The organism is Adlercreutzia rubneri (assembly GCF_009755265.1).
Lineage (GTDB): Bacteria > Actinomycetota > Coriobacteriia > Coriobacteriales > Eggerthellaceae > Adlercreutzia > Adlercreutzia rubneri.
The window spans coordinates 296,122-311,126 of the sequence record NZ_WPOO01000001.1 but is presented as its reverse complement, the minus strand read 5'-3'; the positions used below and the strand labels follow the sequence as shown (position 1 = coordinate 311,126).

13 protein-coding genes are annotated in these 15,005 nt (G+C 66.5%); 9 read left to right on the top strand and 4 right to left on the bottom strand.

What is annotated here, in order from left to right; genetic code table 11:
• The first annotated feature begins 38 nt into the window (after window positions 1-38).
• A complete protein-coding gene (locus GO707_RS01360; RefSeq protein WP_223901131.1) occupies window positions 39-365 on the top strand; it encodes a YhdT family protein in 327 nt (108 codons plus the stop codon).
• On the top strand, window positions 358-1,842 hold the full coding sequence (gene panF / locus GO707_RS01355) for a sodium/pantothenate symporter (RefSeq protein ID WP_223901130.1): 1,485 nt from the start codon (window positions 358-360) through the stop codon (window positions 1,840-1,842). Before GO707_RS01360 ends, panF begins: the two co-directional genes overlap by 8 nt.
• Before the next feature lie 90 nt (window positions 1,843-1,932).
• On the opposite strand, the gene trxB is transcribed toward panF, so the two are convergent.
• Both trxB and trxA read right to left on the bottom strand, forming a co-directional pair.
• On the bottom strand, window positions 1,933-2,943 hold the full coding sequence (gene trxB, locus GO707_RS01350; protein ID WP_117284821.1) for a thioredoxin-disulfide reductase: 1,011 nt from the start codon (window positions 2,941-2,943) through the stop codon (window positions 1,933-1,935).
• A gap of 178 nt (window positions 2,944-3,121) precedes the next feature.
• Entirely contained in the window at window positions 3,122-3,430 is a 309-nt protein-coding gene (gene trxA / locus GO707_RS01345; protein WP_114540266.1) for a thioredoxin, read from the bottom strand.
• A gap of 293 nt (window positions 3,431-3,723) precedes the next feature.
• Here trxA and GO707_RS01340 point away from each other — a divergent pair, with 293 nt between their 5' ends.
• The 4 genes from GO707_RS01340 (at window position 3,724) to GO707_RS01325 (ending at window position 8,409) form a co-directional block, all read left to right on the top strand.
• Window positions 3,724-5,112: a cation:proton antiporter gene (locus GO707_RS01340; protein WP_157011692.1), complete on the top strand. Its 1,389-nt coding sequence runs from the start codon at window positions 3,724-3,726 to the stop codon at window positions 5,110-5,112.
• Window positions 5,113-5,209: 97 nt separating this feature from the next.
• The gene (prfA, locus tag GO707_RS01335) at window positions 5,210-6,283 is read left to right on the top strand and encodes a peptide chain release factor 1 (protein WP_022739994.1); all 1,074 of its coding nucleotides are present in this window, start codon (window positions 5,210-5,212) and stop codon (window positions 6,281-6,283) included.
• A gap of 171 nt (window positions 6,284-6,454) precedes the next feature.
• Complete coding sequence (locus GO707_RS01330) at window positions 6,455-7,564, top strand: N5-glutamine methyltransferase family protein (protein WP_157011690.1); 1,110 nt, start codon at window positions 6,455-6,457, stop codon at window positions 7,562-7,564.
• A gap of 14 nt (window positions 7,565-7,578) precedes the next feature.
• The gene (locus GO707_RS01325) at window positions 7,579-8,409 is read left to right on the top strand and encodes a purine-nucleoside phosphorylase (protein ID WP_157011688.1); all 831 of its coding nucleotides are present in this window, start codon (window positions 7,579-7,581) and stop codon (window positions 8,407-8,409) included.
• Between the two features lie 172 nt (window positions 8,410-8,581).
• Here GO707_RS01325 and GO707_RS01320 read toward each other — a convergent pair whose 3' ends face one another.
• Together GO707_RS01320 and GO707_RS01315 are read right to left on the bottom strand one after the other, a co-directional pair.
• A complete protein-coding gene (locus GO707_RS01320) occupies window positions 8,582-9,142 on the bottom strand; it encodes a gamma carbonic anhydrase family protein (protein WP_157011686.1) in 561 nt (186 codons plus the stop codon).
• 69 nt (window positions 9,143-9,211) lie between these two features.
• A complete protein-coding gene (locus GO707_RS01315) occupies window positions 9,212-10,237 on the bottom strand; it encodes a cysteine peptidase family C39 domain-containing protein (protein ID WP_198160963.1) in 1,026 nt (341 codons plus the stop codon).
• A gap of 510 nt (window positions 10,238-10,747) precedes the next feature.
• Between GO707_RS01315 and ilvD the strand changes: the two genes are divergently transcribed.
• The 3 genes from ilvD to ilvN are packed head-to-tail and all read left to right on the top strand — an operon-like array spanning window position 10,748 to window position 14,990.
• Entirely contained in the window at window positions 10,748-12,418 is a 1,671-nt protein-coding gene (gene ilvD, locus GO707_RS01310) for a dihydroxy-acid dehydratase (protein ID WP_157011682.1), read from the top strand.
• Window positions 12,415-14,511, top strand: a complete 2,097-nt coding sequence (gene ilvB, locus GO707_RS01305) for a biosynthetic-type acetolactate synthase large subunit (RefSeq protein WP_223901128.1) — start codon at window positions 12,415-12,417, stop codon at window positions 14,509-14,511. Before ilvD ends, ilvB begins: the two co-directional genes overlap by 4 nt.
• Window positions 14,508-14,990: an acetolactate synthase small subunit gene (gene ilvN, locus GO707_RS01300; protein WP_157011680.1), complete on the top strand. Its 483-nt coding sequence runs from the start codon at window positions 14,508-14,510 to the stop codon at window positions 14,988-14,990. The genes ilvB and ilvN overlap by 4 nt, the downstream gene beginning before the upstream one ends.
• The last annotated feature ends 15 nt before the right edge of the window (window positions 14,991-15,005 follow it).

The following is a 15,005-nucleotide window of genomic DNA, read 5'->3' as shown; positions in this document are numbered from 1 at the left end:
CGAAGGGGGCGGAAGGCCGGTGGCGAGAGGAGATGGGCATGAGGAGAACGTTTTCCACCTATGGCGCCAAGATGCGCCAGGCCAACCGGGAGGCGGTGGCGACCGTCATCGCGCTGGCGGTCATCGTGGCTGTGTGGCTTGTGGGCGGTATCGGGCTTGCCGGCTGCGGCATCGAGGTGTTCTCGACGCCGCTGTGGATCATCGGGGGCACAATCGGTCCGTGGATCGCGGCTATCGTCTGCGTCGTCGTGCTTGCCCGTTGCGTCTTCGCGGATTTCAGCCTCGACGATGACGCCGAGGCTGTAGTCGGTGCAGCCACTGCCGGCGCAACGGACGCTGAAGGGGAGGAGGCCCGCCGTGGCTAGTCTCGCCTCCCTCATCCCGCTTGTCCTCTTCCTCCTCGTTGCCCTGGCGGCGAGCATCGTCGTGCGTCGCCGCGCTGATGCGGCCGGGGGCGGCTTCGTCAACAGCTACTTCATCGGCAACCGTGCCCTTGGCGGCTTCGTGCTGGCCATGACCACCATCGCCACCTATGGCTCGGTGAGCTCCTTTGTGGGCGGCCCCGGCCAGGCGTGGCAGATCGGCTTCGGCTGGGTGTACATGGCCGTGGTGCAGGTGACGGCGCTGGTGCTTCTGTACGGCATTTTCGGGAAGAAGATGGCGCTCATCTCCCGCAAGCTGGACGCCGTCACGGTGGTCGACGTGATTCGCGCCCGTTACGGGTCCAATGCGCTCGCAAACTTATCGGCGCTCGTCATCGTGCTGTTCTTCGCCGCCACCATGGTGGCCCAGTTCGTCGGCGGCGCGAAGCTCTTTGAGGCGGTGACCGGGTACTCCTACCTGGTGGGCCTGGCGCTGTTCGGGGTGGCGGTCATCCTGTTCACCACCATTGGCGGCTTTCGCGGCGTGGCCGTGACCGATACCCTGTGCGGCATCATGATGCTCGTGGGCATCGTGGTGCTCGCCGGGGGCATTCTCACGGCCGGGGGCGGCTACGAGGCCCTCATGACCTCCATCAAGGAGACCTCCCCGGAGATGCTTGAGCCCTTCGCCGGGGGCGCCATGCCGCCGTCTCTGTACTTTACGCAGTGGCTGCTCGTGGGCGTGTTCACCTTCGTGCTGCCCCAATCGGTGGTGCGCACCATGGGCTACAAGGACGTGAAGTCGCTGCACCGCGCCATGATCTGGGGCACCGTCATCATCGGCGCCATGATGATCGGCGTCACCTCGCTCGGCGTGCTTACAGCCGGTGTTCTTACGGAGGACCTCGCCGCCTACGGGGGCAGCGTGGACAACATCATCCCGACGGTCATCACGGCCTCGCTGCCGCCGGCGTTGGCGGGCATCGCCATCATAGGACCTGTGGCCGCGTCCATTTCCACGGTGTCATCGCTGCTCATCTCGTCGTCCTCGGCCATCATCAAGGACGTCTATCTGCACTGGTGCGACGACCGCGGGCACATGCCCTCCCAGCGCTCCGTCGCCCTTTCCAGCCAGGCGGTGACGCTGGCGGTGGGCCTGCTCGTGTTCGTGCTCTCCATCGTGCCGCCGGATGTCATCTGGAAGATCAACATGTTCGCTTTCGGCGGTCTGGAGACGGCGTTTCTGTTCGTGCTTGTCTGCGGGTTGTTCTGGAAGCGGGCCAACGCCACGGGCGCTCTGCTCTCGCTCGCCGGCGGCACGTTGGCCTACTGCGCCGCCATGGCCGCGGGCTTCAAAGTGGCCGATTTGCACCAGATCGTCATCGGCGTGGCGGTGGCCGGCGTCCTCATGGTGGTGGGAACGCTCGCTGGCAAGCAGAAAGAAGACGCCCGCATGGACGTCTTCTTCCCGACGGACTAGAGCCGCGGTCGGTCAACACGGCGCGCCCGGATCCTTTTCGGGATCCGGGCGCGCTTCTTTTATGAATGGGATTTCGGCGCTCGGACGTCTTTATACCGCCGAGGGAGCCTCTTCAATGGCCTCCTTGGCCTCCAGAAACTCTGAGGCGGACTGGGCGCAGTTGGCGCCGTCGGCCACGGCGGTGACCACCTGGCGCAGCTCCTTGGTGCGCACGTCGCCGGCGGCGAACACGCCGGGCATCGTGGTTCTGCCCATGGCGTCGGCGACGATATAGCCTCCGCCATCGGTTTCCAGGTCGCCCTCCAAAAAAGCGGTGTAGGGCCTCATGCCGATGGCGATGAACACGGCCGAGGCGGCAAGCACTCGCTCGTCGTCAGTCTTCACGTTGCGCAGCTTGAGTCCCGTCACGCGCCCGTTCTCGCCCGCGATGAACTCCTCGGCAATGCTGTCCCAGCAGAACTCGACGTTGCCGAGCTCGCGTAGGCGTTCATGGTAGATGGCCGTGGCCCGCAGCTTGTCGCGCCGGTGCACCAGGTACACCTTGCGGCAGATGCGCGCGAGGTAGATGACGTCGGCCGCCGCCGTGTTGCCGCCGCCCACGACCACCACGTCCTTGTCGCGATAGAAGTTGCCGTCGCAGGTGGCGCAATAGGATACGCCGCGGCCGCGCAGCTCATCCTCGCGGGGCAGCCCGAGCTGGCTGGCCACCGCGCCCGTGGCCACGATGACCGTGCGGGCGAAGTAGGTGTTGAAGGGCGTGACGAGCTTGTTGGGCTCGGCGGAGAAGTCCACGGAGGTGACGTCTTCCATGATGGCCTTCGCCCCGAAGGAGAGGGCCTGATCGTACATGTCCATGGATAGCTCGAAGCCGCTGGTGGATCGGGTGTAGCCGGGGTAGTTCTCCAAGTGCTCGGTTTGGGCGCACTGGCCGCCGGGGGAGAGGCGCTCGAATAGCGCGGTGGAGAGTCCGGCGCGGGCCGCGTACAGCGCCGCCGTGAGACCGGCTGGGCCCGCGCCGATGATGGCGAGGTCGTACACCTCCTGGCCCTCATCGGGCCCCACCGGCGCGCCCATGCGGTTGTCGGTAACTTGTTCAGTCATAGTTGTGGGTCTCCCTCGGGCGGGACCACGGGGTACCTTGATTCGCTCAAACAGTCCTCGATGGTATCGAAGGCGAGGCGATCTTGCGTACTCTGCAGCTTTGCGCCTTCGATGCCATCTGCGGAACTCGCTCGGTCAAGGCACCCCGTGTTCCCGCTGAACATTGCCTCTGTTGAAACTAGAGCATCGCGAGGATGTTCTGCTTGGGCTGGGCGCCGAGGCGCTCATTTTTGATCTGGCCGTTCTCGAAGACGATGAGGGTCGGCACGCTGGAGACCTGATACTTGAAGGCCAGGTCCGGACTCTGATCGATGTCCACCTTGTAGACGGCCACCTGCCCCGCCTTCTCGGTCGCGATCTCGTCGATGACCGGCGCCACCATACGGCACGGGCCGCACCAGGTGGCGAAGAAGTCGACGAGCACCGGGGTCTTCGCCTCGAGCACCTTCGTCTGGAACTCGTCAGCCGTTTTGATTACCTCAGCCATGATATCCTCCTAAATGGATGTTCGTATAGCGCGGAATGGGCCGAACTCGCCTTGGCGCGCATCGGCTGGGATCCGCTTCCGCCTGGTATTCTAGCCAAAGGCGCTGCCGACGCGACGCCGCGTCAAGGGGCTGACACGAAACCGTGGCACAGACGGCAGATAATCTGCGGCTGAATCGCTCACGTCTTCAACAGTCTGTCATCGCCGCTCCCTGCATGCCGCTCACATTCGTTAAAATGCCTATAGTGGACTCGAATACCGCGCGTTCGCGCAGGGGAGAGAAAGGAAGCGTCATGGCGATCGATTTGGTCTCGCTGGCCCTCATATCGCTGGTGTCCGTCGCGTGCCCCATCATCGCCGGACTCATTCCGGGCAAGCCGATTCCCGAGACGGTGCTCCTTCTTCTGGCCGGGGCGCTGCTCGGCCCTCACGGGCTCGGTGCCATTCAGTCTACCGACGCCATCAACCTGCTGTCGGATTTGGGCCTCGCCTTCCTGTTCCTTCTCGCCGGCTACGAGATATCGCCGAAGAACCTCACCGGTACGGAGGGGAAGCGCGGAGCTGCTACCTGGGCGGTCACCTTCGCCATCGCGTTCGTCGTCGTGGCCATTTGGCCGACGCTGTCGGCCTTCGAGCTGGACGGGCTCGCCGTGGTCATCGCGCTCACTACCACGGCCATGGGCACGCTTCTGCCCATTCTGCAGGAGCGCGGCATCCTGGGCACGCGGATGGGGAACGAGATCATCGCCTACGGCACCTGGGGCGAGCTGCTTCCCATCATCGCCATGGCGCTTTTGCTCTCGACCCGGGCCACCTGGCAGACCGTGGTCATCCTCCTCGCGTTCCTCGCCATCGCCGTGGCGGCCGCCGCCGTGCCGAAGATCGCCGAGCGCATCGGCGGCTATGTGCACCGGTTCATCGTCGCCAATGCCAACACCAACACGCAGATGGTCATCCGTTCGGTGAATCTGCTGCTCATCGGCCTAACGGCTGTTTCCGCCGTCTTCGATTTGGATATCGTGCTCGGCGCCTTCGCCGCCGGCTTCATCCTGCGCTACCTCATCCCTACAGGCGACCAGACCATGGAGATGAAGCACAACGCCATCGCCTACGGTTTCCTCGTGCCGCTGTTCTTCGTGGTGTCCGGGGCGAAGGTGGACGTGCGGGCTATCGGCGCGCAGCCGGAGCTGCTCGTGCTGTTCATCCTGCTTTTGCTGTTCGTGCGGGCGCTCCCCATCTTCGTGGGGCTTTCCACGGGGCGCGAGTCGCGCACCATGGACGTGCGCGAGCGGCTGACCGTCGCCTTCTACTGCACCACGGCGCTGCCTATCATCGTGGCCGTTACCAGCGTGGCCGTCTCCGCCGATGCCATGAGTCAGCAGACCGCTTCCGTGCTCGTGGCCGCCGGCGGCGTCACCGTGTTCCTCATGCCGCTTCTGGCCTCCGTCACGGCCCATTCGGTGAACGCCGAGCTGGGCGGCGCGCTGCGCGAGATCCGCGAGCAGCCCCGCGCCGTGGCCCGCATCCTGGCCGAGCACCGCCGCCGCGAGCGCGAACGGCACCGCCAGCTGAAGGCGCGCCTGGCCGCCGCCGGCGCACGCCACGCCGGTACCTTCGACCTCACCGAGCGCTGCCCCGGCGGCGTCTGCAACGTTCCAGATTCCGAAGACGACGGCCATTAAGTAGATAGCGCGCCAGGGTCTTGTCCCTTCTGCTACAATGCAAAGTTGCGCCTTCGGGCGCTTTCCAACACACCCGTTTCACGCAAAGGAAGCACCCATGCAGGAAACTGATATGAAAGAGAAGCTCCAGAAGATCATCGAGGCTTATGACGAGCTGCAGGCCAAGATGGGCGATCCGGCAGTGCTCGCCGATCAGAAGGAGTACAACCGGCTCGCCAAGGAATACGCCTCCCAAGGTCCGCTCGCCAAGAAGGCAGCCGAGTACGTGGCGGCCATGGACGATTTGGAAGCGGCCAAGGAGATGCTCTCCGACGCCGACATGAAGGAGTTTGCCCAGGAGGAGATCGCCTCCATCGAGGGCCGGTTGCCCCAGCTGGAGGAGGACATCAAGTTCATGCTCATCCCGGCCGATCCGGCCGATGAAAAGGACATCATCGTGGAGATCCGCGCGGCGGCCGGCGGCGACGAGGCCGCCATTTTCGCCGGCGACCTCTACAAGATGTACGAGCGCTTCGCCGCTGCCCAGGGCTGGAAGACCGAGACCATGGACGCCTCGCCCTCCGAGGCCGGCGGCTTCAAGGAGATCCAGTTCAAGGTGAAGGGCGATCACGTGTACTCGGTCATGAAGTTCGAGTCCGGCGTGCACCGTGTCCAGCGCGTGCCCAAGACCGAGTCCCAGGGGCGCATCCATACCTCCACGGCCACCGTGGCCGTCCTTCCCGAGGCCGACGAGGTGGAAGTGGAGATCAACGAGGGCGACCTGCGCATCGACGTGTACCGCGCCGGCGGCCCGGGCGGTCAGTGCGTGAACACGACCGACTCCGCCGTGCGCATCACGCACCTGCCCACGGGTCTCGTGGTGCAGTCCCAGGACCAGAAGTCGCAGCTGCAGAACAAGATCGCGGCCATGGCCGTGCTGCGCGCCCGCCTCTACGAGAAGATGCTCGCCGAGCAGCAGGCCGCCGAGGGCGCCGAGCGTCTGGCCCAGATCGGCTCCGGCGACCGCTCCGAGAAGATCCGCACCTACAACGGGCCGCAGGACCGCGTGACCGACCACCGCATCGGGTTCAACTCCACCTACAACGGGGTGCTTCTGGGCGACAACCTGGGGGACGTGATCACGGCTTTGCAGGCCGCCGACCGCGCGCAAAAGCTGGAAGCTGCTGTTTAGCCTCAACCTGACGGCGCGGCCAGGAGGCGACGGCACCGTGCTCAAACAGCATTCAATGGCAGGGCTTGCAAAGGGTTGCGGCTTTCACGGATGCCATTGAATGAACTGCGCGCGGCACCATCGCCTCCTGTCCGCGCCTGACTTCTACACTACTGAAAGGCCGTTAACCCGATGTCTGAATGGACGATAAAGAAAGCGCTGGAATGGACTGAAGGGTACCTGGCCGACAAAGGGGATGAGAATCCCCGGCTCTCGGCGCAGTGGCTGCTCTCCGAGGCCTGCGGACTTTCGCGCACGCAGCTCTTCGTCAATTTCGATCGGCTGCTTTCGGAGGACGAGCGTGGGGTGCTGCGCGACTATGTGCGGCGGCGCGGGGCCGGGGAGCCCTTGCAGTACATCACTGGGGAAGTGGCTTTTCGGCACATCAACGTGAAGGTGCGGCCCGGTGTGCTCATTCCGCGGCCCGAGACCGAGGTGCTCGTGAGCGAAGTGCTTGCGGCGCTGCCGACGCCCGGCCCCCGCGATGTGGCGTGGAACCCCGAGGCCGCCGAGCAGGAGCGCGAGGCTGTCGCCGCCGTGAAGAAGGCCCTGGAGGAGGCGGGGGAATCTGCTTCCCTCTCCGTAGGGGGCGACCTTGGTCGCCCCTCGGCTGCGAATGACGACGACGCTGATGCGGCAGCCGAACCGAGTGATGCTGCGGAGGACTCCTCCGTAGGGGGCGACCTTGGTCGCCCCTCGTCTGCAGGCATGGATGAGACTCGCAAAAGCCTTCTCGTGGCCGACCTGTGCACGGGATCCGGTTGCATCGCCTGCTCGCTGGCCTACGAGCACCCGGATGTGCGGGTCATCGCCACGGATGTCGCGCCGGAGGCGGTGGCGCTCGCCAAAGAAAACACCGAGGCCTTGGGGCTTGCCGACCGCGTGGCCGTGCTGCAGTGCTCGCTGGGCTCCGGCATCGGCGAGAAGCGCATGGGCACCTTCGACGCCGTGGTCTCCAACCCGCCCTACGTGCCCACCGCCGTTATGGCTGGCATTCCGCGCGAGGTGGCCGATTTCGAGCCGACGCTCGCCCTGGACGGGGGCGCCGACGGGCTCGATCTGTTCCGGCCGCTCGCCCAGTGGGCCGCCCGGGCCCTGAAGCCTGGCGGCGTGCTCGCCTGCGAGCTGTACGAGGGGCACATGGACGCCGCCCGTGCCGTGGCCGAGCAAGCGGGATTCGTCGACGTGCATATCGTGGACGATCTGACGGGAAGACCCCGCGTACTGGTGGCGAAACGCTAGGAAGGATATTCTCTATGGCTCTGGAAAACCTGAGGGGGACGCTGGATGAGGCCCAGGCGGTGATGGAGGAGTGCCTGGGCGCTTTCCGGCCGGAAGTCGGGTTGATTTTGGGATCGGGGCTCGGTCCTCTGGCCGAGCGCATCGCCGATCCCGTCTTCGTCCCCTTCGGCGAGGTGCCCGGCATGGGCGTCTCCACGGCCAACAGGCACGTGGGGCGCTTCGTGGCCGGCATGCTGGGCGGCAAACGGGTGCTCGCCATGCAGGGACGTCTCCACGGCTACGAGGGCTACACCGCCCAAGAGGTCGCCTTCCCCGTGTGGCTCATGGCCCGGCTCGGGGCTGGTACGCTCATCACCACCAACGCTGCCGGCGCCATCAACGAGAGCTACCGCGTCGGCGACTTCTGCATCATGACCGACCAGCTGAACTTCACGGGGCGCAACCCCATCACCGGTACCGAGCCCGCCGCCATGGCGCCGCGGTTCTTCTCCATGTTGGACGCTTACGACCCGGCCCTGCGCCAGCTGGCCCGGCAGACTGCCGAGGCGCTGGCCATTCCCGTGCAGGAGGGCGTCTACCTGGGCCTGCTCGGCCCCTCCTTCGAGACGCCGGCGGAGATTCAGATGTTCCGCTCTTGGGGCGCCGACACTGTGGCCATGTCCGTGTGCGAGGAGGTCATCGCGGCGCGCCATGTGGGGATGCGCGTGCTCGGCATCTCGCTCGTAAGCAACATGGCCTGCGGCGTGGAGGGCGCGAGCCCTTCCGACGAGGAGGTGCACGAGGTGGCCCAAACAAGAGAAGCCGACTTCTGCCGGCTTATTGAGGGGGTTCTTCTCAAGATATAGCGCGTTTCGCTCGTGAAAACTAGTGCGAAAGCCCATCTGTAGGGGGGCGACCTCGGTCGCCCCCCTGTCGCGAGATGATCGGCGCCAATGCGATAGCCTTTACGGCTTTCGAGCATTAGGGGCTGACCAAGGTCAGCCCCTACGGACTCATCTGGCAGTGCGCCGCCTCTAGCTAGTCCCGCGCGAGGGCGATGGTGCGCGCGTCGGCGGGGATGTCGGCGCCCCAGTAGAGGATGCCCTGCTCGGCCAGGTCGCGGCCGATGACGGCGTAGCCCTCGGCCGCCTCGCGGTTGCCGGCGATTTCCTCCTCGGTCAGCGTCCGGCGCACCTTCGCCGGCACGCCCACCACAAGCGACCCTTCCGGCACCTGCATGCCCTCGGTCACCAGGGCGCCTGCGGCCACGAGCGAGTTCGCGCCGATAACGGCCCCGTTCATGACGACGGCCCCCATGCCCACGAGCACGTTGTCGCCCAGGGTGCAGCCATGCACCACAGCTCCGTGGCCGATGGTCACGCCGCGGCCCACGATGCAGTCCTGGTTGTAATCGAGATGCAGACAGCTGTTCTCCTGCACGTTGGAGCCCTCGCCCACGACGATGCGGCTGCCGTAATCGCCGCGCAGCGTGGCATTGAACAGGATCGTGGCATCTTTGGCCACTTCCACATGGCCCACCAACGTGGCGTTGGGGGCGATGCGCGACTCGGGGTGCACGGTAACTTGACGATAATCCATAGGGCTTCCTTTCGAAGGGGCTGTTCCCTTCCACTTTAGCCCATAGCCGTCGGCTCTCCTAGGGACAAATCACGCCTCATGCACCGTGAAAGCGAGCGCGGCGGCGTCGGTGATGTCGTCGAAGGCCCAGCTCTTGGCCGAGCGGCTCGGGCTCGTCGGGTCGTGCAGCACGATGCGGGAGTCCTTGTCGATGTCGTCGAGCACCACCACCGAGGTTGTCGGCGCGAAGGTGCCGGGCTGGGTGACGACGAGCACGGGCACATTCGAGACGATGGCGCGCCGCAGCGTCTGCGCGTCAACTTCCACCGGCTCGACGGCCAGGCCGAACGCGGAGCCGGCCTGTTGCAGGAACGAGGCGACGGTGTCGGTGCCGGCGGCGGTCAGGTCGTGATCGGTGGCCCATTGGGCGAACGCGACGGGGGTGTACTCGGTGTCACCGGTCGCGGCCACGTAAGCCATGGCCAGCGCCACGGGAGCAGCCCCGGTGGAAGCCAACGTGGCCTGGCCGTAGGGGACGTCGGCCCAAGAGGCGTCGTTCTGGTACAGGGAGGGCACCGTGCCCTGCCCCCACCGGTCCACGGCCGTGCTCTGGGCCGCGCCGGCATCGGCGGTGGCGTAAGGGGAGTCGGCGGCGGCGGGAGCCGGAAGGAGCCACCAGTAGACCAGAAGCGCTACGAGAAGCAGCACCAAGGCGGCGGTGACGCCGAAGATGGCCAGGCGCAATCCTTGGTGGGCCCGCATCATGGGAAGGAGGCCCCGGGCCTTCAGCTCGGAGAACTCCGGATGGTTCGAGGCGTAGGCGCGGAAGGCGTGCAACGAAGGTGCGAGCATGGGGTGCTCGGCGCGCTCGGTCAGCCCGAGGGTGACCGGATCGGGCACGAAGTTGCCCGCGGCAGCGGGGCGCGGGTGCAGGGAAGCGGCGCGGACGGCCCGTGTCGGTTGCTCGGCACCTTGCGACCGAACGGGAACGGTGCTTCGGGGGCCGCCGATGATGGAAGGGCGGCGGGAGCGAGACCTCGGCTTTGCTGCGGAGGCGCCCGAGGGGACGGCCCCGGTAGTTGCCAGCTTGCGACGATGGACGGTAGCGGTGCTCATGGCCGTATCCTCTCCTGAATAGACGTTTCCCTTTCCTGAACAGTCTACGGAATGGCCGGTCAGCTTCCATGACGGACCGTCAAACGTCACAGCGGCGCGGCCCATTTGTCACCGCCCGTGCCCGTTTCGTCAGATTCCCGTAGAAATATGAGCGAAAAGCCTTGCGATTGATCGCAGGAGTGCTAAACTCCCGAGCCAAGTTAATACCGATGAAATGCGTTGACGAGGAAAAGTAGGGGCGAACCCATCTGAAGAGAGCCTGCGGTTGGTGCGAGCAGGCGGTGGGCGACCCGAAAAGCCACCTCTGAGCAGTTCGGTGCGAACGACCTTTCGGTTGACAGGCTTACCGCCGGGCCGAAGGGGGCAAGTAGCGTCGGACCGGCGACACCGTTATCTGTCGTAGAGCCTCCCTGTGCGCGTCGTCGCACGGCTGTCTCGTTTTCCGGCCCGGTGCATCTTGCAGCGGGTTTTTGTGTATTTGGAGACGCAGCGCGAGAGGAAGCGAGGCCTATGGAACTGAGGAGCGACCAGATCAAGCGAGGGGTGGCGCGCGCGCCGCACCGCAGCCTGCTCAAAGCGGACGGCATCACCGACGAGGAGATGGACCGCCCCTTCATCGCGGTGCTGAGCTCGCGCAACGACGTCATTCCCGGGCACACCCACTTGGACAAGATCGCCGAGGCCGTGAAGGCCGGCATCTATATGGCCGGTGGCGTCCCCTTCGAAATTTCCACCATCGGCGTGTGCGACGGTATCGCCATGAACCATGAGGGCATGCACTACTCGCTCGTATCGCGCGAGGTCATCGCCGATTCCGTGGAATGCGCCGTCATGGGGCACGCCTTCGATGGCCTGGTGTGCATCCCGAACTGCGACAAGATCGTTCCCGGCATGATCTTGGGCGCGCTGCGGGCGAACGTGCCGACGGTGTTCGTCTCCGGCGGCCCCATGCTTCCCGGCACGGGCCCGGACGGGGAGGGCTCCACCGATCTGAACACGCTCTTCGACGGGGCAGGGAAGGTGGCGGCCGGCACCATGACCGAAGAGGAGCTCGCCTACTTCGAGGACACGGCCTGCCCCACCTGCGGCAGCTGCTCGGGCATGTTCACGGCGAACTCCATGAACTGCCTGTGCGAGGCGCTCGGCATCGCGCTTCCGGGCAACGGCACCGTGCCGGCCGTCTACTCCGAGCGGATTCGTCTGGCCAAGCGCGCGGGCATGAAGGTGATGGAACTGCTCCGCGATAACGTGCGCATCAAGGACATTCTGAATGCGGCGGCCGTGCGCAACGCCATGGAATGCGACATGGCCTTCGGCGGCTCCACGAACACGGTGCTGCACCTGACGGCCATCGCGAACGCAGCGGGGTGCCCCATCACCATGGCCGACTGGGATGCGGCCAGCGCGCGCACGCCGCACTTGGTGAAGCTCGCGCCCTCCGGCCCGCGCCCGCTCATCGACCTGTACCGTGCCGGCGGCGTGCCGGCGGTCATGGGGGAGCTGGGGCGGTTGGGGCTGCTGGACGAGAGCGCGCTCACCTGCATGGGGCCTCTGCCCGAGTACCTGGCGAGATGCTGCCCCCCGGCCGACGGCGAGGTGTGCCGCACGGGCGAGAACCCCTATTCCGCCCAGGGCGCCCTCAAGGTGCTCTACGGCAACCTGGCGCCCGACGGCTCGGTGGTGAAGAAGGCGGCGGTGGATCCGTCCATGTTATGCCACACCGGGCCGGCCCGCGTGTTCGATTCGGAAGAGGCGGCCTGCGCGGCCATCAACGGCGGCGCGATCGCCCCGGGAGATGTGGTGGTCATCCGCTACGAGGGGCCGGCCGGAGGCCCGGGCATGCGCGAGATGCTCGCGCCCACCTCGGCCATCTGCGGCATGGGGCTTTCCACCTCGGTGGCCCTGATCACCGACGGGCGCTTCTCCGGCGCCACCAAGGGGCCGGCCGTGGGGCACGTGAGCCCCGAGGCGGCGGCCGGCGGCCCCATCGCCCTCATCTGCGAGGGCGATTCCGTCACCGTGGACATCGAGGGCGGCGCGCTGACGCTGAACGTGAGCGACGAGGAGCTCGCGCGCCGGCGCGCGGCGTGGGAGCCACCGGCGCCCAAGCACGATGCGGGCGTGTTGGCCAAGTACGCGAAACTGGTAACTTCTGCCGACAAGGGGGCGATCATCCTGTGAGCGATATCAACGACAGCACTGCAGCCGCAAGCGCGGCAACGCCGGCCGAGGGCAAGCCGACAACGCCGGTCCGGCGCAACGCCGCCACCCAAGGCGCGCCCCGGGGTGCGGGCTCGCGCACGGCCAAGCAGGGCCGCACCATGCTTGGCGCCGAGGCCGTCGTCGCCAGCCTCGAGGCCGAGGGGGTGACGACGGTGTTCGGCTACCCGGGCGGCCAGGCCATCAAGCTCTACGACGCGCTGTACGACTCCGACCAGATCACCCACGTGCTCGCCCGCCACGAGCAGGGGGCCGTGCACATGGCCGACGGCTACGCCCGCTCCACCGGGCGCGCCGGCGTGGCCATCGTCACCTCGGGGCCGGGCGCCACGAACACGGTGACCGGCATCGCCACGGCCTACATGGACTCCGTGCCCCTCGTCGTCATCACCGGCCAGGTGGGCCGGGGGGTCATCGGCACCGACTCGTTCCAAGAATCCGACATCGTGGGCATCACGATGCCCGTGGTCAAGCACTCCTACCTGCTGCAATCCACCGACGAGCTCACCCGCACCATCCGCGAGGCCTTCCACATCGCCGTCACGGGGCGCCCCGGTCCCGTGCTCATAGATATCCCGAGCGACGTGGCCGGCGAGACCATGGTCTTCGAGTACCCAGATGCGGTGAACCTGCCCTCCTACAAGCCCACCTATCGCGGCAACGCCAAGCAGATTCGCGCCGCCTGCCGCCTTCTGGAAGAAGCAGAACAACCTTTGCTCTACGTCGGCGGCGGCGTCATCTCGTCGGAGGCAACCGACGAGATTGTGGCCCTCATGGACAAGATGCGCATTCCCTCCGTCGTCACCCTCATGGGCAAGGGCGGCGTGCCCGCGAGCCATCCGCTGAACTTGGGGCCGGTGGGCATGCACGGGGCGAAGTACTCGAACATGGCCATGACCGAGGCCGACCTCATCATCGCCGCCGGCGCGCGCTTCTCCGACCGGGTCACCGGACGCGTCACCGAGTTCGCCCCCAACGCGAAGATCGTGCACATCGACATCGACCCGGCGGAGATCGGGAAGATCCGCGATGCCGATGTGCCCATTGTGGGCGATCTGAAGGGTATCATCGCCGGCATGCTCGAGGTGCTCGAGAAGGACGGCGCCGCCCCGCGAGACGACCAGTGGATCGCCGACATCGACGCGTGGCGCGCCCGCTACCCGTTCTACCACCCGAACATGGCCGAGAACGAGGAGAGCGACGAGATCGTCCCCGAGCTCGCCATTGCCGAGCTAGGACGCCAGCTGGATCCGGCGGCCTCCATCGTCACCACCGAGGTGGGCCAGCACCAGATGTGGGCGCACCAGTTCCTGCCCCGGGAGTTCCCGCGCACCTTCCTCTCCTCCGGGGGTCTGGGCACCATGGGCTTCGGCTTCCCGGCCGCCATCGGAGCGGCGGTGGCCAACCCGGACGCCACGGTGGTCTGCATCGCCGGCGACGGGTCGTTCCAGATGAACTCCCAGGAAATGGCCACGGCCGCCATCAACGGCGTGCCCGTGAAGGTCATGATCCTGGACAACCGCTGCCTCGGCATGGTCCACCAGTGGCAGAAGCTGTTCTACGACAAGCGCTATTCTCAGACGCTGCTTGCGCCCGTGCCCGACTTCGTGAAGCTGGCGGAGGCCTACGGCTGGGAGGGCGAACGCGTGGAGGCGCCCGGCGAGGTCACTGCTGCTATCGAGCGCATGCTGGCCGCGGAGGGGCCCTACCTCTTGGATGTGGCCATCTCTCCCGAGCAGAACGTCTATCCCATGGTGGCGCCGGGGGCGGCTTTGGGCGATGTCATGGGGGCGATCGACGTGGCCGTGGGCGCCGTGCGCACCGATGTGCCCGCCGCCCCGGGTTCTCTGCGGGCCCGGGCGGCCGCGGCCGGCGCGGCGGCCGCCACCTCTCCCTGCGCCAAGCTGGACGCCCAGTTCGGCGGCCGCTGGGAGATAGACCCCGAGGACACAGGCGCCCGTTTGGGCCAGGACGGCTCCACCGTGGACGTGCGCCCCGAAGACTGGAAGACGCTGTTCCGCGACGGCGACGAAGAGAAGGGGGGCGCGCGATGAAGCACGTTCTGTCCGTCCTGGTTGAGAACCGCCCCGGCGTGCTGTCCCGTGTGACAGGCCTCATCTCCCGGCGCGGCTTCAACATCGAGTCGCTGTCCGTGGGCCCTACCGAAGACCCCACCCTCTCGCGCGTCACCGCCATCGTGCTCGCCGACGACGTGGCCTACGAGCAAATCACCAAGCAGCTGCACAAGCTCATCAGCGTGCACAAGATCACCGACCTCACCGATGAGGGCGCCATCGAGCGCGAGCTGGTGCTGTTCAAGGTGAACGCCGCGTCCGAGCGCCGCAGCGAGATCATCGAGATCGCCAACATCTTCCGCGCGAAGATCGTGGACGTGGGCAAAAGCTCGCTGACCATCGAGGCCACCGGCGACGACGCGAAGCTTCGGGGCCTGGAGGATCTGCTGCGCGCCTACGGCATCAAGGAAACTGTCCGCACCGGCAAAGTGGCCCTCTCCCGCAGCTCGCGAGATTAGGAAATAGAAAAGGCA

Coding starts and splice junctions, on each gene's coding strand:
- GO707_RS01320 (WP_157011686.1), bottom strand. CDS start 9,142: ATGGATTATCGTCAAGTTACCGTGCACCCCGAGTCGCGCATCGCCCCC.
- GO707_RS01340 (WP_157011692.1), top strand. CDS start 3,724: ATGGCGATCGATTTGGTCTCGCTGGCCCTCATATCGCTGGTGTCCGTC.
- GO707_RS01315 (WP_198160963.1), bottom strand. CDS start 10,237: ATGAGCACCGCTACCGTCCATCGTCGCAAGCTGGCAACTACCGGGGCC.
- trxB (WP_117284821.1), bottom strand. CDS start 2,943: ATGACTGAACAAGTTACCGACAACCGCATGGGCGCGCCGGTGGGGCCC.
- ilvD (WP_157011682.1), top strand. CDS start 10,748: ATGGAACTGAGGAGCGACCAGATCAAGCGAGGGGTGGCGCGCGCGCCG.
- ilvN (WP_157011680.1), top strand. CDS start 14,508: ATGAAGCACGTTCTGTCCGTCCTGGTTGAGAACCGCCCCGGCGTGCTG.
- GO707_RS01325 (WP_157011688.1), top strand. CDS start 7,579: ATGGCTCTGGAAAACCTGAGGGGGACGCTGGATGAGGCCCAGGCGGTG.
- GO707_RS01330 (WP_157011690.1), top strand. CDS start 6,455: ATGTCTGAATGGACGATAAAGAAAGCGCTGGAATGGACTGAAGGGTAC.
- GO707_RS01360 (WP_223901131.1), top strand. CDS start 39: ATGAGGAGAACGTTTTCCACCTATGGCGCCAAGATGCGCCAGGCCAAC.
- trxA (WP_114540266.1), bottom strand. CDS start 3,430: ATGGCTGAGGTAATCAAAACGGCTGACGAGTTCCAGACGAAGGTGCTC.
- prfA (WP_022739994.1), top strand. CDS start 5,210: ATGCAGGAAACTGATATGAAAGAGAAGCTCCAGAAGATCATCGAGGCT.